The following is a 26,269-nucleotide window of genomic DNA, read 5'->3' on the forward strand; positions in this document are numbered from 1 at the left end:
GTCAGCGGTTCTCCGCGCGCAGGTCCAGCCAGGCCATCTCCGCTGCGGACAGCTCGACGCCGAGACCCAGCGTCGAGGAGCGCATCTCGGCGATGGAGCGCGGACCGAACAGCGGGAAGGTGGGGAACTTCTGGTGGAGCACGAAGGCGAGGGCGATCGCGGTGGCGGGCACCCCGCGCTCCTCTCCGAGGGTGCGGGCGCGGGCGAGGCGCTCGAAGTTGCCGTCGCTGTAGTAGCAGCGCACGAGCTCGGCATCGGAGCGGTCCTCGGGATGGGCACGCCCGGTGAAGAAGCCCCTCGCCTGCGAGGACCACGGCAGCAGGGCGATGCCGCGCTCCTCCAGCCACGCTTTGGACTCGGGATCGGTCGCGTGCTCGCAGCCCTTCCACGGCACGTCGAGCGCCTCGGCCAGGCCGAAGTGGTTGGACAGGATCGTGAAGCCGGTGCGTCCGTTCGCCCGGGCGTAGGCGTTGGCCTCGTCCACGCGGGCCGGGGTCCAGTTCGAGCCGCCGTAGGCACGGATGCGGCCCGCGCGCAGGTGCTCGTCCATGACGTCCACGAACTCCCCGACCGGGATCTCCGGGTTGTCGCGGTGCATCATGTACAGGTCTGCATAATCGGTGCCCTGGCGCTCGAGGGACTCCTCGAGCTGGCGGGTGATCGACTCCGGATCGCAGTGCGGGGTGTGGGCGCCCTTGGTGATCACCACGACGTCCTCGCGCACGCCACGGTTCTGCACCCACTGCCCCAGCAGCTTCTCGCAGTAGCCGCCGCCGTAGATGTAGGCGGTGTCGAAGGTGGTGCCGCCCATCTCGAAGTAGGCGTCGTACATCGCCGAGGCGTGGGCCAGGTTCATCTGGTTGTCGCAGCCCATCACCAGGCGCGAGACCTTCTTGTCGATGCCGGGCAGGCTCCCGTAGGCCATGGCCGGCCCCGTGGTGACACTGCCGGCGACCAGGGGCCGGCCGGTGAGCGTGGGGATGACGGTGTCATCGGCCTCGAAGGGGTAGCGCAGACCGATCTCCTCGCGCCAGCGGTCCAGCGCCCGCGCCTGGCCCAGGGAGTTCTCCGCGGTGAGCTCGGGGACGATGCCGTCCCCGCGCGCGGCATCGGCCAGGGCGTCCGCCTCGAGCGCGTACGGCCAGGCACCGGGGATCTCGATCCGCTGCGGCTGCTCGCCGACCACGTCGAGCTCGATGACCTGCGCCTCGCCGAGGCCCCACGGGTCCGACAGGCGCAGCACGCCGCGGGAGCCGGTGATGGTCGCCGACTGCGGATCGCTCAGGCGCACGCCCGTACGCAGGGAGGCGGTGATGCCGCCCGGCAGCTCGAGGTCGGCGCTGGACCACTCGTCGACGCCGGTCTCCCCGAGGGTGCCCTGAGCACGCAGTGCGGTGGGCTCAGCGAAAGCCCTTCCCTGCACGGCGCCGGCGACGAAGCGGGCGAAGGAGAGCGGGTAGCAGCCCACGTCGAGGATGCCGCCGCCGGCGGTGTCGACGTCGAACAGGCGCCCGCTGCGGCCGCCGGTGTCGAAGGAGAAGGACGCATCGACATGGGTGACCTCGCCGATCGCCCCGCCGGCCACGAGCTCGAGGACCTTCACCGTCTGCGGGTGGAAGCGGTACATGTACGCCTCGAGCAGGACCTTCCCGCTGCGCTGGGCGAGGTCGAGCAGGGCCATGGAGGTGCCGGCGTTCGGGGTCAGCGGCTTCTCGCACAGCACGTGCTTGCCGGCCTCGAGGGCAGCGGCGGCCAGACGCGCATGGCCGGTGTGGACGGTGGAGATGTAGACGCCGTCCACCTCGTCGGAGGCGAGCACCTCCTCGTAGGTGCCCAGGAGGGCGGGGCCGTCGAGCGGGAACTCCTCGGCGAAGGCCCGGGCGCGCTCGGCCGAGGTGCTGCCCACGGCGACCAGGACGCCGTCACGGGAGTGCGGGAGCTGGGTGGCGAAGCGGCGCGCGATGGAGCCGGGGCCCAGGACGGCCCAGCGGAAAGCGGTGGAGGAAGAGCTCATGGAGACGACGGCGTCCTTCGAGATGGGGAGCAGATCGAGCCGTGAACGTTCACGACAGCGACCACGCTATCCCCTCCGGCGGCCGGCGACAACCCGGTGGCGCGACGCGTCCCGCAGGAGGTCGAGGCGCCACCGCCTGCCCCTGGGCCGGCACCCGAGCACGGGCGAGCGAGGGTCCTTCCGCGAGGATCCGCACCGCCACATCCGCTCGGCGGCGCCCGGCGGACTCTCGGCACGGCACATGTCCCTCCGTGGCGGCACTGTTGACCACAGGGACCCTCGGTGACATGATCTGCGTCACCGTGAACGTTCACGGCACGACCGTCACTCAACGAGGAGGATGCGTATGCACGCTGCGCGCGGCCGCCGACACCCCGGGGGATCACCCCCACCGATCCGTCCCTCCCGCCGTTCCCTCATGCTCGGCGCCGGACTGCTGCCGCTGACCCTCGCAGGCTGCGGCTCCGACCCCACGATCTCCGACGACCCCGACGAGCTGGTCATGTGGTACTGGGACCGCTCCGCGAGCCCCGAGCTGCTGGAGCAGGCGACCGAGCAGATCCCCGGCACGGAGAAGCAGCTGCGGGCGGACACGATCGGCACCAACTTCGACACCAAGCTCCGCACCAGCCTGGCCGGGGACGCCTACATCCCCGACATCACCTACATCAACTCCAACAACGCCCTCTACTTCACCAACGAGAACCTCTTCCTGGACCTCGGCGAACTGGGAGCGGACGCGGTCAAGGACGACTACTACGAGTGGAAGTGGAACCTGGGGATGACCCCGAGCGGGCGCTTCTGCTTCTTCCCGTTGGACATCGGCCCCACCGGCTACTTCTTCCGGCAGGACGTCTTCGAGGAGGCGGGGCTGCCGAGCACCCCCGAGGAGGTCTCCTCCGCGATCTCCACCTGGGAGGACTGGATCGCGCTGGGCGTCGAGCTCAAGGGAGGCGCCGATTCCTTCCTCATCAACGACGCGCAGGCCGTCTTCGAGAGCTTCCTGAACTCGAGCCCCGAGCGCTACTTCGACACCGACGACAACGCCCTGTACCTGCAGCCGGACAGCGCGGTGCGCCAGGCCTGGGACACGGCCGTCGCCGCGGTCGAGGCCGGCGTGACCGCCCGGATCCCTCGCGATCGGGCGACCGATCAGAACGCGGCCTGGTCCAGCGGCCGCACCGCCGGTCAGATCGGCGCCGCCTGGTGGACGCAGGTGCTCGAGGAGACCGCGCCGGACACCGCAGGACTGTGGCGCCTGGCCTCGCAGCCGGTGCGCGCCGGGAACAGCGGCGGCTCCTTCGCCGCCCTCCCCCACACCTGCAAGGATCCCGAGGCCGCGCTCGCCTTCATCATGTGGATCAACTCGCCGGAGAACCAGGCCGCCGCCTACCGGGACGTCCAGCTGTTCCCCTCCACCCCCGGCTCCTTCGAGGAGCTCAGCTACGAGGGTGACTTCTACGGGGAGCAGGATCCGCTGGAGTTCTTCTCCTCCGCGGCCGAGACCGTGCCGGAGTCCTTCATCAGCACCTACGAGACCATGATCGGCGGCTCGTTCTCGCTCGAGATCACGAACGTCGAGACCTCCGGCAAGGATCCCGAGGCCGCCTGGGACGACGCGATCGCCCAGTCGGAGCGGGTCCTCATCAAGCGAGGAGTCCTCTCATGAGCACCGCAGCCCCCGCGCGCCCGAGCCCGGTCCGCACCGCCGCGGACCCCAGCGCCAAGCGGAAGCGGAAGATCCGGGAGATCCTGCCGCTGTACCTGGCGATCTCGCCCTTCTACCTGCTGTTCGCCGTCTTCGGACTGTTCCCGATCGTGTTCTCCATCGTCCTGTCGTTCATGGACTGGGACGGCATGGGCGAGATGACCTTCGTGGGCCTGGCCCAGTACCAGTTCCTCATCACCGACGGCCGCTTCTGGAACGCCGTCGCCAACACCTTCATCATCTGGTTCCTCTCGACCATCCCGATGCTGTTCTTCGCGATGGTCATCGCGTTCCTGCTGCACCAGAACATCCGGTTCACGAAGTTCTACCGGGTGGCGTTCTTCCTCCCCAACGTCACCTCGATGGTGGCGATGGCGATCGTCTTCGGCTCGGTCTTCTCCGACACCTTCGGCCTGGTCAACTCCGCGTTCACGGCGCTGGGGCTGGACACGGTGCCGTGGCTCTCCAGCCCCTGGGGCATCAAGGTGACGATCGCCGTCATGGTGATCTGGCGCTTCACCGGCTACAACGCGATCATCTACCTCGCCGGGCTGCAGTCCATCCCGACGGACCTGTACGACGCCGCGAAGGTCGACGGCGCCAACCTGGCGCAGGTCTTCCTCCGGGTGACCGTGCCGATGATGCGGCCGATCATCCTGTTCACGGTCATCACCTCGACCATCGGCGGGCTGAGCCTGTTCACCGAGCCGCAGGTGCTGCTCGGCGACAGCGGCGGCGCCGGCGAGGCCGGCATGACGATCGTCCTGTACCAGTACAACCAGGCATTCACCCAGTTCGACTTCGGCTACGGCTCGGCGATCGCCTGGGCGCTGTTCCTGATCGCCGCCGTCTTCGCGATCATCAACTGGCGCCTCGTCTCCGGCCGCGGGGACGATTCCCGGCGCCGTGCCGCTGCGACGAAGGAGACCCGGCGATGAGCACCATGACACCTGTCCCCTCGCGCCCCGCGACCCCGGAGCGGCCGATCCCCAAGCACTACGCCGCCCGCGGCAGGATCGCCACCGTCGTCACGCATCTGTGCGTGATCATCGGCGTGCTGCTGTCGATCTTCCCGTTCTACTGGCTGGTGGTCATGTCCACGCAGACCACGGCGGAGATCTTCGGCTATCCCCCGAAGCTCACCTTCGGCACCAGCTTCGTGGAGAACGTGCAGAGCGTCGTGACGAGCGTGGATCTGCTGGGCTCGCTGCTCAACACGATCATCGTCTCCACCTGCTGCGCGGTGCTCGTGATGTTCTTCGACTCCCTGGCCGCCTTCGCCTTCGCGAAGTTCGACTTCCCCGGCAAGAAGGCGCTGTTCATCCTGCTCATCGCCACGATGCTGGTGCCCGGGAGCCTCTCCCTGGTGCCGAGCTTCATCCTCATGTCGGAGTTGGGCTGGGTGGGCACCCTGCAGGCGCTCATCGTCCCGGGCGCCGCGAACGCGTTCGGCATCTTCCTGCTGCGGCAGATGGCGGCCGGTTCGATCCCGGACGAGCTCGTGGAGTCCGCCCGCATCGACGGGGCCGGGTTCTTCACGACCTACTGGAGGGTGGCGGTGCCGCTGCTCCGCGGCGGTCTCGCCTTCCTGGGCATCTTCACCTTCATCACGGCATGGAACGACTACGTGTGGCCGCTGATCGTGCTGGTGGACCCGGAGCGACAGACCCTGCAGACCGCCCTGCAGAACCTCAACTCGCTGTATCTCACCGACTACGGGATGGTCATGGCCGGTGCGCTCATCAGCGTCCTGCCCCTGATCGGCGTGTTCATCATCGGCTCGCGCCACTTCATCGCGAACATCGCCGCCGGCGCGATCAAGGGCTGATCGACGAACTGCGAGCCTGCGAGCGGGAGGAGATCAGCGAAGCAGACACCGACTGATCGACGAACTGCGAGCCTGCGCGACCCCGGATCGGGCCTGTCAGACGGTGCGGTGAGCCCCTGCTCACCGCGCCGGATGACAGGCCCGATCCCACCGCGGGCACGACGAGGGACCTGCCGCCGCAGCGGAGGGACACCTCCCGGCGACCTGCGGTCGGGGGTTACGGACGCAGCGTGCGACGGAAGAACGCGGCGGCATCGGCCGCGACCTCCTGTTGCAGCGCCGGGTCACCGCCGTCCGGGCCGTCGATGAAGGCGTAGTGCCCGGCGTCCGTCCCGAGTTCGCGGGCGTCGGCGCCGGGGATCCCCGCGGCGTAGCGGAGGGCATTGGACGCGGGCGGGACGGAGGTGTCGCCGCCGCCCCAGCGCACGGCCGTCGGGCGGGCGACCGTGGCGAGGCTGTCGGAGGCGACGAAGACGCCCAGGGGACACAGCAGGTATCCGGCGGCCACGCGGTCGTCCCGGTAGGACGCCGTCGCCGGCTCCGCCCAGGCGGCACGCTCGTCCGCGCTGTGCTCGGCCCGCAGGTGCTCGACGATCCCGGGGAACTCGGGGGTCGGCGGAGCGGGGACCTCGCCCGAGACCAGACCGGTGAACAGCGCCCGGTCCACGCGCGCCCCGAGCAGCGCAGCCACCGTGTAGCCACCGATCGAGAAGCCGGCCGCACCCACCGGGCCCGCCGGGTCGAGGACGTCCAGCACGCGCGAGAGATCCAGGGCACGGTCCCACCAGCGCACGAACGCCTCGGCGACGTACGGCTGGGTGAACGTGTTGCCGTGGTGATCGACCGCCGCCACCGAGCAGCCTGCCGCGACGATGCCGTCGATCACGCGGTGCAGGGACTGCGCGTCCCCTCCCGTCCCGTGCGAGACGAGCACGAACGGCGCCGCCGGATCGTCGGCGCGCCACAGGTGGGTGCGCACGGGTCGGGGACCGTCGCCGGAGTACGCGCGACGAGCGGGATCGGTGAGGTCGAGGGTCTCGGCGCGCACAGGGCTCCTTCGTCGGATCGAGGGTCCCGGCTCACGCTAGCGGACCGGCCGCCGCTGCGCTCGGGAGTCGTGCCGACAGCGGCGAGGGGCCGCCCCACCGTGGTGGAGGGCCCCTCGTCCCGGCGCTGTCCCGGATGTCCGGGCGCCCGAGTCAGTCGCTGCTGCGGCCGCCCGCGCTCGGCGTGTTCTTGGCGACGGTCATGAGGAACTCGGAGTTCGACTGCGTCTTCTTGATCCGCTCCATGAGCATCTCGAGCGCCTGCTGCTGCTCGAGCGAGCCCAGCACGCGGCGGAGCTTCCACATGATCGCGAGCTCCTCCTTGCCCATGAGCGCCTCCTCGCGACGGGTGCCGGAGGCGTTGACGTCCACCGCCGGGAAGATGCGCTTGTCCGCGAGGTGGCGCGAGAGGCGCAGCTCCATGTTGCCGGTGCCCTTGAACTCCTCGAAGATGACCTCGTCCATCTTCGAGCCGGTCTCGACCAGCGCCGAGGCCAGGATCGTCAGGGAGCCGCCGTGCTCGATGTTGCGCGCCGCGCCGAAGAAGCGCTTGGGCGGGTAGAGCGCGGAGGCGTCCACACCGCCGGAGAGGATCCGGCCGGAGGCCGGGGCGGCGAGGTTGTAGGCCCGGGACAGGCGGGTGAGCGAGTCCAGCAGCACGACGACGTCGCGCCCCATCTCCACCAGGCGCTTCGCCCGCTCGATGGCGAGCTCGGCCACGATTGTGTGGTCGGAGGCGGGACGGTCGAAGGTCGAGGCGATGACCTCTCCCTTGACCGTGCGCTGCATGTCGGTGACCTCCTCGGGGCGCTCGTCGACGAGCACGACCATGAGGTGGGCCTCGGGATTGTTCGTGGTGATGGCGTTGGCGATCTGCTGCATGACGATCGTCTTGCCGGCCTTGGGCGGTGCGACGATCAGTCCGCGCTGGCCCTTGCCGATCGGGGAGACCAGGTCGATCACGCGCGGGGCGACGCCCTGGGCCGGCGTCTCCAGGCGAAGACGCTCATCGGGGTAGAGCGGGGTCAGCTTGGAGAAGTCCACTCGGCTCCGAGCCCGGTCGACGGGGAGCCCGTTGACGGTGTCGACCTGCACCAGCGCCGCGTACTTGCCCTGGTTGCCGCCACCCTTGCCGCGGCGGTTCCGGCCACCCCCGCCGCCGTGGTGCGGCTGCTCGACGTGGTGGTCCTCGCCGTCTCGGGGCGCCTTGACCTGTCCGGTGAGGGCGTCGCCCTTGCGCAGACCGTTGCGCTTGACCTGGTTCATGGTCACGTAGACGTCGCTGGGACCGGGCAGGTAGCCGGTGGTGCGCACGTAGGCGTTGTTGTCGCGGATGTCGAGGATGCCGGCGATCTGCATCAGCTCGTCGCCCTCGCGGACCTCCGCCTCGTCCTGCTGGTTGCCCTGGTTGCCCTGGTTCCCCTGGCCGCCCTGGTCGTTCTGTCCGCCGCGGCCGCGGCGCTTGCGGTCGCGGGAGCGGTTGCGGCTGCGGGGGCGGCCGCGGCGGTCGTCGTCGTAGCCGTCGCCGCCCTGGCCGCGGTCCTCCTCGGCCTCGCCGGAGCGGTCCGGGAGCTCGATGTCCTCGAGCCGGCGGCGCTGGCCGCCCTGCTTGCCGCCGTCCTGGCGGCCTCCGTCCTGCCCGCCGCCGCGGCGGCCCTGGCGCTCGCGGCGGTCGCCCCCGGAGCGGTCCTCGCGCTCGCGACGGTCACCGCCGGAACGATCCTCGCGCTCGGTGGACGCCTCGCGCTGCTCCTCGCGCCGCCCGGCCTCGGGCTCGCCGGTGTTCTCGCCGCCGCGCCGGCTCCCGCGGGAGCGGTCGCTGCGGTCCTCGGGCAGGTCGATGCCGAGATCCGGGGTCCGGTCCTCGGCCGTGGCGGAGGAGGCGTCGTCGGCGGAGCCGGAGTCCGCGGCGCCGCGCGCCTCGGTGCTCCCGGCCGCCGGGCGACGGCGCCCGGAGCGGGTCGCGGTCCGGGCCTCGCGCTGCGGCGCGTCGGAGTCCTGCGCGGCCGAGGGCGCGGACTCGGCCGATCGCCGGCGGGGCTCCGCGGCGGCGGTGTCAGCGGCGGCCGGGGCGGTCGCCGATGCGGCGGCGGGGGCGGAGCCGCCTCCGCGGATCGCCTCGATCAGCTCGCCCTTGCGCAGGCGACGGGCTCCCTTGATGCCGAGGCCGGCAGCGATGGACTGCAGCTCGGGAAGCTTCTTCGCCGCGAGATCTGCGCCGGAGGTGGTGTCGTTCACCCGGGTTCCTTCCTGTCGAGCCGGACGGACCGGCTCTGTTCTGGTCTGGTGTGCCGCTCGCTCCCGAGGACGGGGTCTCCGGGGGTGCGGCGGCGTCTCCGAGCAGGGGTCGTGACCACGGTGCAGGGCACCGTCGAACGGCCTGCTGGTGTGCTTCGGGATGCGTCGGCGTCGGTACACGGGCCTGCGCGGCATGTCGTGCGCGGAGCGCTGGGACCATGCGGAACGCTGATCAGGGGTCACAGGCGACGAGAAGCTCTGCACGCAGCAGCCCGGAGGATCTGCAGCAGGTTTCTGCGTCGGGTGGTGCCATCTGGACGCAGGCTCAACCTACCACAGGGGCGCTGGGGACCTGTCGCAGCGGCACCTCGGCGATCCGCCATGCGGCGGGCTCGGCGACGATCCGCCGCACCAGCGGCGCGAGCTCCGCGCGCCGCCCGGCCAGCACCAGCACCGAGGGCCCCGCGCCCGAGACCACGGCGGGGTGTCCCTCCTGGCGCAGGACGCGCAGCAGCTCGACGCTCTCGGGCATGCCCGGGGCACGCTGCTCCTGGTGCAGACGGTCCTCGGTCCCCTCCAGCAGCAGCTCCGGGGAGCCGGCGAGGGCGTGGACCAGCAGGGCGGAGCGCGCGGCATTGATCACGGCATCCCCGTGGGGGACGGTCTCGGGCAGCAGTCCCCGGGCACGGTGGGTGGACAGTGTGGCGCGCGGCAGCAGCACCACGGGGCGCAGCACCTCCTCGCCCACCGCGAGCGGGACGGCGCGGGCGCGCTCCCCCTGCATCCACGAGAGCACCACCCCGCCCAGCAGGGCGGGAGCCGCGTTGTCCGGGTGCCCCTCGAACTCCGCGGCGAGCTGGAGCACGTCCGTGTCGTCCAGGGCGCCCGGCTCGGCCAGCATCCCGCGCGCGAGCAGCAGCCCGGCGACGGTCGCGGCCGCGCTCGAGCCCAGGCCGCGCCCGTGGGGGATCCGGTTCACCGCCCGCAGGCGCAGGCCGGTCTGGGGCGCTCCGGCATGGTCGAGCCCGCGGCGCAGCGCCCGCACCACGAGGTGCTCCTCGCCGCCGGGCACCTCGCCGGCGCCCTCGCCCTCGACCTCGATCTCGATCCCGCCCGTGGTGGCCTCGACCCTCAGCTCGTCGCAGAGGTCCAGGGCCAGGCCCAGCGCGTCGAAGCCCGGCCCCAGGTTCGCGGAGGTCGCCGGGACCCGGACGGCGACCCGGGTGTTCTGGATCCTCACAGTCCGATGGCCTCCGCCGCCGCGGCGATGTCCACGGGGACGACGGTGGGGGTCAGGTCGTGCTGTCCCAGCGCCGTGTCGATGTCCTTGAGGCCGTTGCCGGTGACGGTGATCGCGATCCGCGCGCCGGCGGGGACCAGTCCGCGCGCGGACTGCTGCAGCAGTCCGGCCACGCCGGCGGCCGAGGCGGGCTCGACGAAGATCCCCACCTCGCCGGCGAGGAGCTTCTGCGCGTCGAGGATCTGCTGGTCGCTGACGGCCTCGATGAGACCGCCCGAGTCGTCCCGTGCCGCGACGGCGAGGTCCCAGGAGGCGGGAGCGCCGATGCGGATCGCGGTGGCGACGGTCTCGGGGTCGAGGATCGGGCGGCCGGCCACGAAGGGGGCGGCGCCCGCGGCCTGGAAGCCCCACATCTGCGGCAGCCCCGCCGTGATCCCGGCCTCGTGGTACTCGCGGTAGCCCATCCAGTAGGCGGAGATGTTGCCGGCGTTGCCGACGGGCAGGATGTGGATGTCCGGCTGCGTCCCCAGAGCGTCGGCCACCTCGAAGGCGGCCGTCTTCTGCCCCTGGAGGCGGTAGGGGTTGACCGAGTTGACCAGCTCGATGGGGTGCTCGGCGTCGAGCTTGCGGGCGATCTCGAGGCAGTCGTCGAAGTTGCCGTCCACCTGGATCAGCTTCGCGCCGTGCACCACCGCCTGGGCCAGCTTGCCGGCGGCGATCTTCCCCTGCGGCAGCAGCACGGCGCAGGTCAGTCCCGCCGCGGTCGCGTAGGCCGCAGCGGAGGCGCTCGTGTTGCCGGTGGAGGCGCACACCACGGCGGTGGCGCCGTCGTTCTTCGCCCGGCTCATCGCGGAGACCATCCCGCGGTCCTTGAAGGACCCCGTGGGGTTCATGCCCTCGACCTTGATGTGCACCTCGGCGCCGACCGCGCGGGACAGGGCAGGGGCGGGCACCAGCGGGGTGCCTCCCTCCCCCAGGGTCAGCAGGGTGTCGTTCTCGTCGAACGGCAGGTGCTCTCGGTACTCGGCGAGGACGCCGCGCCACTGGTGGGCCATGGATCATTCTCCTTCGATGCGCAGGACGGAATCGATGCTGAGCACCGTGGCGGTGGAGGAGAACACGTCCAGCGACGCGGTCATCGCCGACTCGAGGGCACGGTGGGTGCTGATGCCGATGTGGGCGGTGGTCCGAGCTCCCTCCTCGTCCTGCGGGTCCAGCAGCTCCTGATGGATGGTCGAGATCGAGATGCCGTAGCCGGAGAGGGTGCCGGCGATCTCGGCGAGGACGCCCGGGCGGTCCTCGACGGTCAGGGAGACGTAGAACGCGCTGCGCAGCTCCTCGAGCGGGATGAGGTCGAGCCCGGCGTACCACGACTCGCGCGGACCCACGCCGCCGCGCACGCGGGCACGGGCGGCGGAGACCACGTCGCCGAGCACCGCGGAGGCGGTCGGAGCGCCGCCGGCGCCCTGGCCGTAGAACATGAGCGACCCGGCGGCGTCGGCCTCGATGAAGACGGCGTTGTACGCCTCGGCCACGGAGGCCAGCGGATGAGCATCGGGGATCAGCGCCGGGTAGACGCGGGCGGAGATCCGCTCCTCGTTCTCCTCCGCGACGCGCTCGACGATGGAGAGCAGCTTGATGGTGCGGCCCATGCGGGCGGCCGCGGCGATGTCCTGCGCGGAGACCTGGGTGATGCCCTCGCAGTGCACATCGGACAGTCGCACCCGGCTGTGGAAGGCGAGGGAGGCGAGGATCGAGGCCTTCGCGGCGGCGTCGTGGCCCTCCACGTCGGCCGTCGGGTCGGCCTCGGCGTAGCCGAGCTCCTGCGCCGTGGCGAGGGCGTCCTCGAAGCTCGCCCCGGTGCGGGTCATGGCGTCGAGGATGTAGTTGGTGGTGCCGTTGACGATGCCGAGGACCCGCTGGATGCGGTCGCCGGCCAGCGACTCGCGCACCGGCCGCACCAGGGGGATGGCCCCGGCCACGGCGGCCTCGAAGGACAGGTCCACCCCGTGGGTGTCCGCCGCCTCGTAGAGGGAGGCGCCGTCCTGGGCGAGCAGCGCCTTGTTGGCCGTCACCACGCTGGCCCCGTGCGCCATCGCATCCAGCAGCAGGGTGCGCGCCGGCTCGATCCCACCCATGAGCTCGATGACCAGGTCCGCACCGCGCACCAACGAGGCGGGATCATCGGTCAGCAGGTCGGCGGGGACGTGCTCGCCGCGGTCGCGGGCGGTGTCCCGCACGGCGACGCCGACCACCTCGAGGCGGGCGCCGATGCGGTGGGCGAGGTCCTCGTCCTGCTCGGAGATCAGGCGCAGCACCTCGGCGCCGACGGTGCCGGCGCCGAGCACCGCGACACGGAGGGCGGGCAGTTCCGCGGCGGCCGGGGGCACCGGGCTGCCGGAAGAGGTCTGTGACATGGGTGTGGCGGTCCTTCCACAGGGTCCGACGGGACGTCCGGAGGCGGGCCCTCGCACTGTAGCCGAGGGGGCGCCGCCTCCGTGACAGCCCGTGAACGATTGCGTCGTGCGGGCGGCGGGATCAGGAGACGTCGAGGCCCAGGAGGTCCTCCTCCGTCTCGCGGCGGATCAGGGTCCGGATCTCCCCGTCCCGCACGGCGACCACCGGAGGCCGGGGCACATGGTTGTAGTTGGAGGCCAGCGAGTAGCAGTAGGCACCGGTGACCGGCACCGAGACGAGGTCGCCGCGGTGGACGTCCCCGGGGAGGTACTCGTCCTTAACCACGATGTCGCCGCTCTCGCAGTGCTTGCCCACCACGCGCACCACCTCGGGCAGCGCATCGGAGACGCGTCCGGTGAGCAGGCAGGAGTAGTCGGCGTCGTACAGCGCGGTGCGCACGTTGTCGCTCATGCCGCCGTCCACGGAGACGTAGAGGCGGTGGTGCGGTCCGCCCAGGCGCACGTCCTTGACGGTCCCCACGGTGTAGAGGGTCTGGGTGGAGGGGCCGGCGATCGCGCGGCCGGGTTCGAAGGAGAGGTGCGGGACCTCGAGGGAGAGCTCGTGGCACTGCTTGACGACGATCTCGGCGATGCCCGCCGCGAGCGACTCCGGGGTCGAGGGCGTGTGCTGGGTGTTGTACATGACACCGAACCCGCCGCCGAGGTCGAGCTGGGTGATCGAGCGGCCCAGTTCGTCGCGCACCTGCGCCACCAGCTCGAGCACGCGACGTGCGGCCACGTCGAAGCCGCCGGTGTCGAAGATCTGGGAGCCGATGTGGGAGTGCAGGCCCACCAGGTCGAGGTGGGCGGTGGCGAGCACGCGCCGCACGGCCTCGAGCGCCGCGCCGCCGGTGAGGGAGAGGCCGAACTTCTGATCCTCGTGGGCGGTGGCGATGAACTCGTGGGTATGGGCCTCGACGCCCGTGGTCACCCGCAGCATCACGGGGGCGCGCCGCCCCAGCTCCCCGGCGATCTCGTCGACCAGCGCGATCTCGTCGAGGGAGTCGATGACGATCCGTCCCACCCCGGCCTCGAGCGCTCGGCGGATCTCGCGGGGGGACTTGTTGTTGCCGTGCAGGGCGATGCGCTCGGCGGGGAACCCCGCCCGCAGCGCGACGGCCAGCTCGCCGCCGGTGCACACGTCCAGTCCCAGCCCGTCCTCCTGGACCCAGCGGGCCACGGCGCCGCAGAGGAAGGCCTTGCCCGCGTAGTAGACGGAGGCCCCGGCGTGGGGGCGGAAGGCCTCGGAGAAGGCGTCGCGGAAGGCGGTGGCGCGGAAGCGGAAGTCGACCTCGTCCAGCACGAACGCGGGGGTGCCCACCTCCTCGGCGATGCTCCGCACGTCCACGCCGCCCACCTCGACCGCGCCGTCGGCCCCGCGGCGCGAGGTCTGCGACCACAGCCCGTCGATGAGCGTGTTGACGTCGGTCGGATACGGCAGCCAGGTGGGGGCGGCGTCGTTGCCGTGAAGGGCTCCGGCCTCGTGGGCGCGCATGTCTGCTCCTGGGGGATCCGCACTGCACCGCTCCGGGACGGGACGCCGGGCGGGTCGCGCCATCGGCGCCCTCCGAGCGTAGTCGCGATCGGGGCTCGACCGCACGGTCGTCCGCGGCACGGCACGGGGTCCCGCACGCGGAACGGCCCCTCCGCCGTTCACCGTCGGCCCTGGTCAAGTCCTCGACGGGCACGCAGCCGGCGGGACGCGTGACCGATCGCACTTGGTACTCTCGGGGGTGTCGGCGCGGGAGCCGCACGCCGCCCCGCGGCGCACGACGCACGCTCCCGACCGCCCGCCTGCCCGACCGACGCGAAGGAGCCACCGTGCCCCCCGAAGCAGACCCCGCAGAGCACGCCCCGCAGCACCAGCATCAGCTTGTCGTCGTCGCCAACCGGCTCCCGGTCGACTCCCGGACCCTCCCCGACGGCGGCAACGAGTGGGTCACGAGCCCCGGAGGCCTGGTCACCGCGATGGAATCGGTGATGCGCAACGTCGCCTCGGGCGCCTGGGTGGGCTGGGCGGGCTCCCCCGGCACGCCCCCGGACCCCTTCGAGGCCGACGGCATGAGCCTGTACCCGGTGGCGCTCTCCGCGGAGGAGATCCGGCGCTACTACGAGGGCTACTCCAACGCCACGCTGTGGCCGCTGTATCACGACGTGATCGTCGACCCCGAGTTCCATCGGGCCTGGTGGGACTCCTATCTCGCGGTCAATCGGCGCTTCGGCCGCGCGGCCGCCGCGGTCACCGCCCCGGGCGGCACCATCTGGGTGCACGACTACCAGCTGCAGCTGGTGCCGCGGATGATCCGCGACGAGCGCAGCGACGTGCGGATCGGCTTCTTCAACCACATCCCCTTCCCCGCGGTCGAGCTCTTCTCCCAGCTGCCCAAGCGCAACTCCATCCTGCGCGGCCTGCTGGGCGCGGACGTCGTCGGCTTCCAGCGGGAGTCCGACGCCCTGAACTTCGTGGCCGCCGTGCGGAAGCTGCTGGGCTACCACGTGGACGGGATGACGATCTCGGTGCCCGGCCTCGGGGCCGCACCGATGCGCGAGGTGAGGGCGCAGACCTTCCCGATCTCGATCGACACCACCGCGGTCTCCGCCCTCTCCGAGGATCCGCAGATCCTCGAGCGGGCGGCCCAGCTGCGCCGGGACCTCGGGAATCCGGACAAGATCGTGCTGGGCGTGGACCGCCTGGACTACACCAAGGGCATCCGGCACCGCCTCAAGGCCTGGGGCGAGCTCCTGGACGACGGCTCGATCGATCCGCACGACACGGTGATGATCCAGGTCGCCACCCCGTCGCGCGAGCGCGTCGAGGCGTACAAGCAGCTGAGGGACGAGGTCGAGCTGACCGTCGGCCGCATCAACGGCGAGCATGCACCGATCGGCCGCCCGGCGGTGTCCTATCAGCACCATTCCTTCGACCGCCGCGACATGACCGCGATGTACATGGCGGCCGACGTGGTCCTGGTGACCGCGCTGCGCGACGGCATGAACCTGGTCGCCAAGGAGTACGTCGCCTCCCGGCCGGACCTCCAGGGTGTGCTCGTGCTCAGCGAGTTCGCCGGCGCGGCCGACGAGCTCCGCGCCGCCGTGATGGTCAACCCCCACGACATCGACGAGCTCAAGGCCGCGATCCTGCGCGCCCTCGCAATGCCGCCGGAGGAGCAGGAGGAGGCGATGCGCTCCCTGCGGCACCAGGTGCTCGAGCACGACGTGCAGGCCTGGGCCCGGAGCTTCCTGGACCGCCTCGAGGAGTCCGACCGGCCGGAGGAGCGGGCCACTCCCCCGGCGCGGCTGACCGGGGACGCGCCGAGCGACCCCGAGGAGCTGGACGCCGCCCTGCGTGCCTTCGCCGACGTGCCGCGGCTCCTCATCGCCTCGGACTTCGACGGGGTGCTCGCCCCGATCGTCGCGGACCGCGATGCGGTGCAGCCGGACGACGCCTCCCTCTCCGCCCTCCGGGACCTCTCGGAGCTTCCCGGCGTCGCCGTCGCCCTGGTCTCCGGGCGCGCCCTCGCGGACCTGGACGCCCACACCCGGATGCCCAGCTCCGTGGTGCTGGTGGGCTCCCACGGGGCCGAGGTCGGCGCCCTGCCGCCGTGGATGCAGGCCGAGGTGCTCGACAAGTCCGCACTGGTCATGTCCCGGGAGAAGGAGGAGCTGCTGGCCTCGATCACCACCAACCTGCGGCGGATCGCGCGGGCGCACCCGGGCACCGAGGTGGAGACCAAGCCGACCGCCGCGGTGCTCCACACCCGCAGCGCCAAGGGACGCGGCGCCATCAACGCCACCGAGTCCGCCCTCGAGTACGCGGTGACCCTGCCGGACGTCACCGTGACCCCCGGCAAGGAGGTCGTGGAGTTCGCGGTCATCCACACCTCCAAGGGCGTGGCCGTGGAGGCCCTGGCGCGGGCGAGCGCCGCCGACGCCTGGCTCTACCTCGGCGACGACGTCACCGACGAGTCCGTGTTCGCCCTGCTGGGCGGACCCGACGTGGGCATCAAGGTGGGCGAGGGGGACACCGCCGCGGCGCTGCGCATCGACGGCCCCGGTGCGGTGCGCGGCGTGCTCGAGCGCCTGCTGGCGCTGCGCGGCGAGCAGAGCTGAGCTGCTGCTCGGCCCGGTGATCGACATCGGATGATCGAGGTTCTCAGCGCTCGACGACGATCTCGTTCGCCGGAGTGACCTCGAGTGTCACCTCGAGGAACGACGGCAGATCGTTCTCCTCGAGCTCATGGTGCAGCGACGAGGTGTCTGGGGTGTCGCCGGTGGGCGTCTGGATCGACACGATGACGCCCTTGCCGTGCCACTGCATGCCCGTGACCTTGCTCCCCGGGGTGCTCCCGAGCCAGGCGGACACGGTCTGCCGAGTCTCGGCCGAGAGGTAGATCATCCAGGTGTTGACCGTCAGCGGCACCGCGATCAGGAGCGAGAGCACCGCGATGAGCCGCACCACCTTGCGCGAACTGCGGTCCTCGCCCCTCGCCGTGTGTCGGTGCCCGGCGAGGGTGAACACGACGCTGCCCGCGACGATCATCGCGACGACGTTGCACAGGAAGAGGACGAGCGCGCCCACGGCGTACGACCACTGGCCCACGCCCGCGCACACCCCCACTACGGCCAGCGGCGGGATCAGAGAGATCGAGATTGCCACCCCGGGGAGGATCGACCCCAGGTCCTTTCGGCACATCCCCAGGGCGCCGGCCAGGCCCGTGGCGACAGCGGCCACCATGTCCAGGAGATTCGGCGAGGTGCGCCCCACCACCTGCGAGTTGGTGGTCAGCTCGACGGGGTCGGCGACCGCGAAGGCGAGCAGGATGCCGGTGAGGATCGCCAGGGCGAGGCCCACCAGGAACCACAGGAACGAGGAGCGCAGCATGTCGTACCGGGAGGAGACGATGGCCAGCGCCATCCCCTGGATAGGTGTTGCGAGCGGCGCGATGATCATGGCGCCGATGACGGTGGCGGTCGAATCGTTGAGGATCCCTGCCGTCGCGATGAGGGCGCTGAGGATCAGCATGCTGAGGAAACCGCCCAGTTTGCTGGTCAGGTCTCCGGTGCCGAGATCGAGCGTCTCGCGCAGCTCACCGAAGGGTTTGCGCTGGTGGACCGGGACCAGGCGGTCCACGAGTGTGGTCATAGGGGCGATTCTGGCCCGGGCGGGGCGTCTCGTCAAAGCATTCCTGCCAGCGTCGGCGCTGGTCGGGACGATGACCGGTGGGCGGGTCCGTGAGAACGTGGTCGATCATCGAGAACTGGGCGTCGACAGGGTCCACTGGTGGAACAGCAGCCCGGCACCATCGAGCTGCCGCAGCGAGCTCGCGCCGGGTCACGTCTCGGAGAATCGCACTGGCCCCGAGAGCGGACCCACGCAAGAAGGCCTGAGTCGCGACATCCCCTGTAAAGGACGTCACGACTCAGGCCACCGGTGCCCGCGACAGGATTCGAACCTACGACCTTCTGCTCCGGAGGCAGACGCTCTATCCACTGAGCTACGCGGGCCGACCTCGGAAGTCTAGCAACTCCTCGGCGACGGGGGCGCCTCCGCGGCGGGCCGCGGCGGCAGGTGTGAGAGGGACCTCACCGCAGCAGCGGCAGCTGGGCCCCGTGGAGGACGGCGGAGGGGTCCGCCGCGATCCGCAGCCCGCTGGGCTCCGCCCCGGAGCGGACCAGCAGGTCACCGACCGCGGCGATCATCGCGCCGTTGTCGGTGCACAGCCGCGGCGGGGGGATCCGCAGATCGATGCCCTCGGCATCGCAGCGCCGGCGGGCGACCTCGCGCAGCCGCGCGTTGGCGGCGACGCCGCCGACGATCACCAGGGTGTCCAGTCCCCGCTCGGTGACCGCGCGCACGGACTTGGCCACCAGCACGTCGACCACGGCCTGCTCGAAGGAGGCGGCGATGTCGGACACCGGCACCTCCTCGCCGGCGCGCTCGAGGGCCTCGACCGTGCGGGCCACCGAGGTCTTCAGTCCCGAGAAGGAGAAGGTGAAGGGATCATCGCCCGGGCGCATCATGGCCCGCGGGAAGGAGAACGCGGCGGGGTCCCCGCCGACGGCGGCGCGGGAGATGGCCGGACCGCCGGGATAGCCGAGGCCCAGCAGCCGGGAGACCTTGTCGAAGGCCTCGCCCGCGGCGTCGTCGAGGGTGTCGCCGAGGTGCTCGATGGGATCGCGGACCAGGTCGCCCACGGCGAGGATCGAGGTGTGGCCGCCGGAGACGATCAGGACGATGCTGCGCTCGGGCAGCGGTCCGTGCTCGAGGGTGTCGGCGGCGGCGTGCCCGGCCAGGTGGTGGACGCCGTAGAGCGGGACGTCCAGCGACCAGGCGATCGACTTCGCGGCGGCGAGTCCCACGTGGACGGCGGTGGCCAGTCCGGGGCCGGAGGTGACGGCGACGTGGCTGATGTCCCCCAGCTCCACGCCGGCGTCGGCGAGGGCGATCTGCAGGGTGGGGACGGCGGCCTCGAGATGGGCGCGCGCGGCGATCTCGGGGACCACTCCCCCGAACTCGGCGTGCTGGGACGCGCTCGAGGCGAGACCCTGTCCCAGCAGGGTCCCCTCTGAGACGATGCCGAAGCCCGTCTCGTCGCAGGAGGACTCGACCCCCAGGATGACGGGCGCGGAGGAGGTGGTCACGGCAGGATCGACATCGGGTCGGAGTAGTTGCCGGCCTCGTCCATCTTCGCGAAGTGCAGGTGGCAGCCGGTGGAGCGCCCGGTCGAGCCGACGTAGCCGATGGTGTCGCCCTGCTGGACGGTGGCGCCCACCGAGGTGTTGAAGTCCTGCAGGTGGTAGTAGCCGGTGACCACGCCGTTGCCGTGGTCGACCTTGACGCGGTTGCCGGAGGCGCTGTGGTACTCGACGGCGACGACGGTGCCGGCCTTGGCGGCCTTGACCGGGGTTCCGCAGGAGGCGCCGTAGTCGACCCCGTCATGACCCTTGAAGTAGCCGAGCACCGGGTGCATGCGCCCGCCGTAGCCGGAGGTGATGGGACCCTCGACCGGAGCGATGTAGCCGCCGCTCGACGCAGCGGTGGTGCCCTCGGCGGGCTCCTCCGGCTCGACCGGCTCGGGCTCGGGGACCTCGACCTCGAGGGAGGAGTCCTCCACCGCGGTGACGTCGACGGCGGCGGCCTCGGCCGGAGTGGAGCGCTCCTGGTCGCGGCTCGCGCCGTCTCCCTCTCCGCGGGTCTCCGCGGCGGCCTCGCCGGCCGCGGGGATCGCGACCGGGGAGGTCTTCTGGGCGGCGGGCTCCGCCTGCACCGCGGCGGGGGCGGACTGCGCGAGGGCCTCGCCCCGCTGGGAGGCGCCCTCGTCGATGCCCGCGGCGGCGGCCAGCGGAGCGGCGATCGTAGCGGTCGCCAGGACGCCCAGGACGCCTGCCTTGACAGCGCCGGCGGGGAGTGCTGCATCGCGGTGGGTTCCGCCGACCACGCGATGCCTGCGCACTGTGGGGCGTCCCTGAGCGCGATGATTCGCCACGTTCTGACCTGCTTCCTTGAGCGACTGCGTCTTCGTTTCGATACGTCTGTCCGACCGCGACGCCGGACAGGGGAAGGACGCGTCGCCGAACAACCCGGCCAAACCTACGGGCGGGCCCGATGACGGACCAGCTGGTCAACCGGGTCATTGCCAAGTTTTTGCCGTTGCGCCCCAAAGGTTGCCCGGTCTTGACGGGAGGGGCCTGCCGCAGTGGTCGCAGGTCACCCCTGCAGGGCGGGAGCCGACGTCCGGGTCACATCGAGGGCGCCGCGGAGCGGGGCGCGGACCTGCTGCGCGGTCGCGTCGTACGGCGCTCACGCAGGCCGCCCCGTCTACAGTGGCGCCATGTCGACTCCCGAGCAGACTGCAGGCTCCTCACCGGCACCCGTGCGCGTGGTGGTGGTCGAGGACGAGCTGACGATCACGCGCGCGATCGCGGACCGGCTCGCCGCGGAGGGCTGGGAGGTCTTCACCGCCCTCGACGGGCCCACCGGTGTGCGGACCGTCGCCGAGAAGCGACCGGACGTGGTGGTCCTGGACGTCATGCTCCCCGGCTTCGACGGACTCGAGGTGTGCCGTCGCATCCAGGCCGACGAGCCCGTGCCGGTGCTCATGCTCACCGCGCGCGACGACGAGACGGACATGCTGGTGGGTCTCGGCGTCGGCGCCGACGACTACATGACCAAGCCCTTCTCCATGCGGGAGCTGGTCGCGCGCCTCAAGGCCCTGCTGCGCCGGGTGCGACGGACCGGACCGCCCGCCCCGAGCGAGTCGGAGACCCAGGTCGCCCTCGAGATCGGTGACCTGGTCATCGATCGGGCGGGCCGACGGGTGATGCGCGCGGGCGAGCCCGCCCATCTCACGCCCACCGAGTTCGATCTGCTGCTGTGCCTGGCGGCAGCGCCCGGCACCGTCCTCACCCGAGAACAGCTGCTGGCCGATGTCTGGGACTGGATCGACGCCACGGGCACCCGCACCGTCGACTCCCACGTCAAGGCGCTGCGGCGCAAGCTCGGGGCGGATCTGGTGCGCACGGTCCACGGCGTCGGCTACGCCCTGGAGATCCCCGAGGACCCCGAGGCCCCCGCCGCCGGGCCGTCCGACGCCGGGGCCGCAGGCCTCTCCCCCCAGAATCTGCAGACGATGCCGACGCCGAACGAGCCGACGTCGAACTCGTGACGAGCGAGGACGCCGCCGGCCGCCCCGACCGCACCGGCCCCGCCTCCCCCGCGGAGCACGAGCACGGCGGCCGCCGGCGGGGCCACGAGCTGCTCGAGCTGCGACCGCTGGACCGCTTCCGCTCCTTCAAGGTCAAGCTCGGCGTGCTGGTGGGCGCCAGCGTCACGGTCTCGGCGCTGCTGACCCAGGTGAGCATCCGGGCGGGCATCGAGCCGCTGCTGGCGCTGGCGCTCGTGGTGGCCGCGGCCCTGGTGTTCACCCAGCTGCTCGCCCGCGGGATGACCTCGCCGCTGCGCGAGATGACCGCCGCGGCGCGCGCCATGGCGCGCGGCGAGTACACGGCGCCGGTGCATGCCAGCAGCCGCGACGAGGTGGGGCAGCTGGCCGCGGCCTTCTCGACGATGGCCTCGGAGCTCGAGCAGACCGACCAGATGCGCAGGGACCTGGTCGCGAACGTCTCCCACGAGCTGCGCACCCCGGTCGCGGGGCTGCGGGCCCAGCTGGAGAATCTCGTCGACGGCGTGACCGACCCCGATCCGGCCGCGCTCGAGGTGGCCCTCACCGAGACCGAACGGCTCTCCCAGCTGGTCGATCACCTGCTGGACCTCTCGCGCCTGGACGCCGGCGTGGTCGAGCTCGACCTCGAGCGCGTGGAGCTCACCCCCTTCCTCCACGAGGTGGTCGACGGGGCGGCCCTGGCCTCCGGCGGCCGGGACGTGCGCTGGATCGTCGACGTGGAGCCACCCGACCTGTCGGTCGACGCCGATGCGCCTCGGTTGCATCAGGTGATCCACAACCTGCTCGAGAACGCGGCACGGCACTCCCCCGCCGGCGGGCGGATCACGATCGTCGCCAAGCGCACCGCCTCCGCTCACGGCGTCCGGATCGACGTCCACGACGAGGGTCCCGGCATCGCGCTCGAGGACCGCTCGCGGGTGTTCGAGCGCTTCCAGCGCGGCGGATACGCCGATTCCTCGGGCGGGACCGGCCTGGGCCTGGCGATCGCGCGCTGGGCGGTGGGCCTGCACGGCGGCACGATCGAGGTGCTCGACGACCCCCGCGACGAGCTGGCCCGCGACGGCCGCTCCTCGCTGATCCGAGTGGTCCTGCCGGACCGGGGCACCGCCCCGTGATCTCCCCCACCCCCGCCGGTCATCGTTCGTCGCTGACCTGCTCCTGCGTCCACGCCGCGGGCCCGGTGCCGCTAGGCTGTGGACATCCGTATCTCTCGACTGTGAGAAGGCTGGCGATCTCAGAGTGTCACAGCAGACACAGGGCTCCGGAACCTCGGAGTTCGGTCCGAATCAGTGGCTCGTGGACGCGCTGCGCGAGCAGTGGCGGCAGGATCCCTCGAGCGTCGACCCCAGCTGGGCGGAGCATTTCGCCGCCGACAGCTCGGTGACGCCCGGGACCCCCTCCGACGAGGGGCCCCCGGCGACCCCTGCCCGCGCGGCGACGGCGCCGCCCGCGCAGGACGACGCGCCGGCCCCTCCCGCGCCCCGCGCGCCCGCGGCCGAGCCGCCCTCCCCGACGCCCTCGGCCGATCCCCCGTCCACCCCCACGCCCTCCCCGGCCGCGGCTCCCGCGACCCCTCCACCGCCCGCGAAGGAAGCCCCTGCCGTGAACGACGCCGCCCCGAAGCAGCCGTCCGTCTCCACCACCTCGGACCGCCCGGAGAAGGTCCCCACCACCACCGCGCAGATCCCCGCGGTCGAGCTGGAGGCCCCGGAGCCGGTCAAGCTGCGCGGCCCGGCCGCCGCCGTGGTGCGGAACATGGACGAGTCGCTCGGCGTGCCCACCGCGACCTCGGTGCGCGACGTGCCGGTGAAGCTGCTGTTCGACAACCGCACCGTCATCAACAACCACCTCCGGCGCCATCGCGCGGGCAAGGTGTCCTTCACCCACCTCATCGGCTGGGCGATGGTCGAGGCGATCACCGAGATCACCGACATGAACAACGGCTTCGATGTCGATGAGAAGGGCAAGCCGCTGCTGCTGAAGCGGCAGGACATCAACTTCGGACTGGCGATCGACATGCCGCGCCCGGACGGCTCCCGCGGCCTGGTGGTCCCCAGCATCAAGGCCGCGCAGCGCTTCGACTTCCGCGGCTTCTGGAAGGCCTACGAGGAGGTGGTCCGCAAGGCCCGCGCCGGCAAGCTGACGATGGAGGACTTCGCCCACACCACCGTCTCGCTGACCAATCCCGGCGGCATCGGCACGGTCCACTCGATCCCGCGCCTCATGCAGGGCCAGGGAGTGATCGTCGGCGTCGGCGCGATGGACTACCCCGCGCAGTTCCAGGGAGCGAGCCCCAAGACCCTCGCCGATCTGGCCGTCTCGAAGGTCATGACCCTGACCTCGACCTACGACCACCGCATCATCCAGGGGGCCGCCTCCGGCGAGTTCCTCAAGCGGATGGGCGACAAGCTGCTGGGCAAGGACGGCTTCTACGACCGGGTCTTCGAGTCGCTGCGCCTGCCCTACCAGCCGGTCCGCTGGGTCCCGGACAACCCGTTCCAGCACACCGACTCCGAGCGCCTGGCCCGGGTCATGGACCTCATCCACGCCTTCCGCGTGCGCGGCCACCTGATGGCGGACACCGATCCGCTGCAGTACAAGGTCCGCACGCATCCGGATCTCGACGTCGAGACCTACGGCCTGACCCTGTGGGACCTGGACCGCACCTTCCCGACCCGCGGCCTCGGCGGCAAGGACGAGCTGACGCTGCGGGAGATCCTCGGCGTCCTGCGCGACGCCTACTGCCGCACCATCGGCGTGGAGTACATGCACATCTCCGATCCGGAGGAGCGTGCCTGGATCCAGGCGAAGATGGAGACCCCGCGCCGCCCCTTCGAGAAGGCGGAGCACACGCACATCATGGACCGCCTCAACGCCGCGGAGGCGTTCGAGACCTTCCTGCAGACGAAGTTCGTGGGCCAGAAGCGCTTCTCGCTCGAGGGCGGCGAGTCCGTCATCCCGATGCTCGACGCGGTGCTCCACGGCGCCGCCCACGACGGCCTCGACGAGGTCTGCATCGGCATGTCGCACCGCGGGCGCCTCAACGTGCTCTCGAACCTCGCCGGCAAGAGCTACGGCCAGATCTTCCAGGAGTTCGAGGGGTACTTCGGCGAGCACCCGGGCTCCGGTGACGTCAAGTACCACCTCGGCACCGAGGGCACCTACACCTCGCACGACGGGGAGACCACGAAGGTGTACCTCGCGGCGAACCCCTCGCATCTCGAGGCGGTCAACCCCGTGCTCGAGGGCATCGTGCGCGCCAAGCAGGATCGGCTCGAGCGCCCCGAGGAATTCCCGGTCCTGCCGGTGCTCGTTCACGGCGACGCGGCCTTCGCCGGACAGGGCGTGGTCACCGAGACCCTGAACCTCTCGGAGCTGCGCGGCTACCGCACCGGCGGCACCGTGCACGTCATCATCAACAACCAGATCGGCTTCACGACGCTGCCGGACTCCTCGCGCTCGTCCTTCTACTCGACCGACGTCGCCAAGTCGACGCAGCTGGCGATCTTCCACGTCAACGGCGATGATCCCGAGGCCTGCGTGCGCGTGGCCGAGATCGCCTTCGAGTACCGCCAGAAGTTCCACCGCGACGTGGTCATCGACATGCTCTGCTACCGCCGCCGCGGCCACAACGAGGGGGACGACCCCTCGATGACCCAGCCGGAGATGTACAAGCTCATCGGGGACAAGCCCTCCACGCGCAAGCTCTACATGGAGGCGCTCATCGAGCGCGGCGACCTCACCGAGGAGGAGACCGAGCGGGTGGTCCGCAACTTCCAGGAGCACCTGGACTCGGCCTTCGCCTCCACCCGCGCGGACGCCTCCGAGGCCGATCCGACGGAGAGCGTCCAGGGCCTGGACCTGCCCACCTCGCAGCGCACCGGGAACGGGGCGGAGGCGGTGGAGACCGCGGTCGAGGCCTCGGTCCTGGAGCGGATCGGAGAGGCTCATTCGCAGCCGCCGAGCACCTTCACCGTCCACCCCAAGCTGATGACGGTGCTCCAGCGCCGCCAGCAGATGTCGACGCAGGGCAATGTCGACTGGGCCTACGGCGAGCTGCTCGCCTTCGGCTCCCTGCTGATGCAGGGCCACCGCGTGCGCCTGGCCGGTCAGGACTCCCGCCGCGGCACCTTCGTGCAGCGCCACGGCGTGCTCATCGACCACGAGAACGGCGACGTCTGGACGCCGCTGGCGAACCTCTCCGACGACCAGGCCCGCTTCAACGTCTACGACTCCTCGCTCTCGGAGTTCGCGGCACTGGGCTACGAGTACGGCTACTCCGTGGAGAGCCCCCGGTCGCTGGTGCTCTGGGAGGCGCAGTTCGGCGACTTCGTCAACGGCGCCCAGACCATCATCGACGAGTTCATCTCCGCCTCGGAGCAGAAGTGGGCCCAGAACTCGAGCGTGGTCATGCTCCTTCCCCACGGCTACGAGGGCCAGGGGCCGGATCACTCCTCCGCCCGCATCGAGCGCTTCCTGCAGCTGTGCGCGGAGGACAACATGCGGGTGGCCGCCCCGTCCACGCCGGCCAGCTACTTCCACCTCCTGCGGCGGCAGGCGCTGGCCGAGCCCAAGAAGCCGCTGATCGTCTTCACGCCGAAGTCGATGCTGCGCAACAAGGCCGCCGTGAGCTCCGTCGAGGACTTCACCACCGGCACCTTCGAGCCGGTGCTGCCGGACACGACGGTGGACCCCGCCGGGGTGCGCCAGGTCGTGCTGGCCGCGGGCAAGGTCTACTGGGACCTGGTCGCCCAGCGCGAGAAGCTCGGGGCGTCGCACACCGCGATCGTGCGGGTCGAGCAGCTCTACCCGCTGCCCGCGACGCAGCTGCGCGAAGTCCTGGGCGCCTTCCCGGACGCGCAGCTCACCTGGGTCCAGGAGGAGCCGCAGAACCAGGGCGCGTGGAGCTTCATGGCGATGAACTTCCCGACCGAGGTCGGACGGTCTCTGCGGGTCGTGGCCCGCCCGGCCTCGGCCTCGCCCGCCACCGGGTCGAACTCGACGCACAAGGCCGAGCAGGAGGAGCTGCTCACGCGCGCCCTCGACGTCTGATCG

The 26,269-nt window shown here is 71.5% G+C and carries 17 protein-coding genes and 1 tRNA gene; 7 read left to right on the top strand and 11 right to left on the bottom strand.

All coding sequences use genetic code 11. The features are described 5' to 3' along the window. Position 1: 1 nt before the first annotated feature. Positions 2-2,014 carry an aldo/keto reductase gene (locus CXH06_RS11550; protein WP_114855341.1) on the bottom strand — a complete coding sequence of 671 codons (2,013 nt, stop codon included), beginning with the start codon at positions 2,012-2,014 and terminating at the stop codon, positions 2-4. 346 nt (positions 2,015-2,360) lie between these two features. On the opposite strand from CXH06_RS11550, the gene CXH06_RS11555 reads away from it, so the two are divergent. From CXH06_RS11555 to CXH06_RS11565, 3 genes are read left to right on the top strand one after another with little or no spacing between them, the layout of a single operon-like run. Next, positions 2,361-3,683: an ABC transporter substrate-binding protein gene (locus CXH06_RS11555; protein WP_232820325.1), complete on the top strand. Its 1,323-nt coding sequence runs from the start codon at positions 2,361-2,363 to the stop codon at positions 3,681-3,683. Beyond that, positions 3,680-4,660 carry a carbohydrate ABC transporter permease gene (locus CXH06_RS11560; protein ID WP_114855343.1) on the top strand — a complete coding sequence of 327 codons (981 nt, stop codon included), beginning with the start codon at positions 3,680-3,682 and terminating at the stop codon, positions 4,658-4,660. Before CXH06_RS11555 ends, CXH06_RS11560 begins: the two co-directional genes overlap by 4 nt. After that, positions 4,657-5,550, top strand: coding sequence for a carbohydrate ABC transporter permease (locus CXH06_RS11565; protein ID WP_114855344.1), 894 nt, complete (start codon positions 4,657-4,659; stop codon positions 5,548-5,550). The genes CXH06_RS11560 and CXH06_RS11565 overlap by 4 nt, the downstream gene beginning before the upstream one ends. A gap of 217 nt (positions 5,551-5,767) precedes the next feature. Here CXH06_RS11565 and CXH06_RS11570 read toward each other — a convergent pair whose 3' ends face one another. From CXH06_RS11570 to lysA, 6 genes are all read right to left on the bottom strand, one after another. Further along, entirely contained in the window at positions 5,768-6,598 is an 831-nt protein-coding gene (locus CXH06_RS11570) for a hypothetical protein (protein ID WP_114855345.1), read from the bottom strand. A gap of 151 nt (positions 6,599-6,749) precedes the next feature. After that, positions 6,750-8,834, bottom strand: a complete 2,085-nt coding sequence (gene rho, locus CXH06_RS11575) for a transcription termination factor Rho (RefSeq protein ID WP_114855346.1) — start codon at positions 8,832-8,834, stop codon at positions 6,750-6,752. A 325-nt stretch (positions 8,835-9,159) separates the two neighbouring features. Beyond that, entirely contained in the window at positions 9,160-10,074 is a 915-nt protein-coding gene (gene thrB, locus CXH06_RS11580) for a homoserine kinase (RefSeq protein WP_114855347.1), read from the bottom strand. Next, positions 10,071-11,129 carry a threonine synthase gene (thrC, locus tag CXH06_RS11585; protein WP_114855348.1) on the bottom strand — a complete coding sequence of 353 codons (1,059 nt, stop codon included), beginning with the start codon at positions 11,127-11,129 and terminating at the stop codon, positions 10,071-10,073. The genes thrB and thrC overlap by 4 nt, the downstream gene beginning before the upstream one ends. A gap of 3 nt (positions 11,130-11,132) precedes the next feature. Next, positions 11,133-12,491: a homoserine dehydrogenase gene (locus CXH06_RS11590; RefSeq protein WP_114855349.1), complete on the bottom strand. Its 1,359-nt coding sequence runs from the start codon at positions 12,489-12,491 to the stop codon at positions 11,133-11,135. 121 nt (positions 12,492-12,612) lie between these two features. Further along, positions 12,613-14,025, bottom strand: coding sequence for a diaminopimelate decarboxylase (lysA, locus tag CXH06_RS11595; protein WP_114855350.1), 1,413 nt, complete (start codon positions 14,023-14,025; stop codon positions 12,613-12,615). 326 nt (positions 14,026-14,351) lie between these two features. Between lysA and CXH06_RS11600 the strand changes: the two genes are divergently transcribed. Further along, positions 14,352-16,640, top strand: coding sequence for a bifunctional alpha,alpha-trehalose-phosphate synthase (UDP-forming)/trehalose-phosphatase (locus CXH06_RS11600; protein WP_114855351.1), 2,289 nt, complete (start codon positions 14,352-14,354; stop codon positions 16,638-16,640). A 43-nt stretch (positions 16,641-16,683) separates the two neighbouring features. Here CXH06_RS11600 and CXH06_RS11605 read toward each other — a convergent pair whose 3' ends face one another. The 4 genes from CXH06_RS11605 to CXH06_RS11620 form a co-directional block, all read right to left on the bottom strand. Beyond that, the gene (locus CXH06_RS11605; protein ID WP_114855352.1) at positions 16,684-17,673 is read right to left on the bottom strand and encodes a TIGR00341 family protein; all 990 of its coding nucleotides are present in this window, start codon (positions 17,671-17,673) and stop codon (positions 16,684-16,686) included. A gap of 289 nt (positions 17,674-17,962) precedes the next feature. Next, positions 17,963-18,035 (bottom strand) — tRNA-Arg (locus tag CXH06_RS11610). 78 nt (positions 18,036-18,113) lie between these two features. After that, positions 18,114-19,172, bottom strand: coding sequence for a tRNA (adenosine(37)-N6)-threonylcarbamoyltransferase complex transferase subunit TsaD (gene tsaD / locus CXH06_RS11615; RefSeq protein ID WP_114855353.1), 1,059 nt, complete (start codon positions 19,170-19,172; stop codon positions 18,114-18,116). Further along, a complete protein-coding gene (locus CXH06_RS11620; RefSeq protein ID WP_232820326.1) occupies positions 19,169-19,969 on the bottom strand; it encodes a M23 family metallopeptidase in 801 nt (266 codons plus the stop codon). The genes tsaD and CXH06_RS11620 overlap by 4 nt, the downstream gene beginning before the upstream one ends. 393 nt (positions 19,970-20,362) lie before the next feature. On the opposite strand from CXH06_RS11620, the gene CXH06_RS11625 reads away from it, so the two are divergent. From CXH06_RS11625 to CXH06_RS11635, 3 genes are all read left to right on the top strand, one after another. Then, positions 20,363-21,196, top strand: coding sequence for a response regulator transcription factor (locus CXH06_RS11625; RefSeq protein ID WP_114855355.1), 834 nt, complete (start codon positions 20,363-20,365; stop codon positions 21,194-21,196). Between the two features lie 98 nt (positions 21,197-21,294). After that, a complete protein-coding gene (locus CXH06_RS11630) occupies positions 21,295-22,329 on the top strand; it encodes an ATP-binding protein (RefSeq protein WP_369832987.1) in 1,035 nt (344 codons plus the stop codon). A 124-nt stretch (positions 22,330-22,453) separates the two neighbouring features. Next, on the top strand, positions 22,454-26,266 hold the full coding sequence (locus CXH06_RS11635) for a multifunctional oxoglutarate decarboxylase/oxoglutarate dehydrogenase thiamine pyrophosphate-binding subunit/dihydrolipoyllysine-residue succinyltransferase subunit (RefSeq protein WP_114855356.1): 3,813 nt from the start codon (positions 22,454-22,456) through the stop codon (positions 26,264-26,266). The last annotated feature ends 3 nt before the right edge of the window (positions 26,267-26,269 follow it).

It is taken from the genome of Brachybacterium sp. YJGR34, from assembly GCF_003347015.1.
Classification (GTDB): Bacteria; Actinomycetota; Actinomycetes; order Actinomycetales; family Dermabacteraceae; genus Brachybacterium.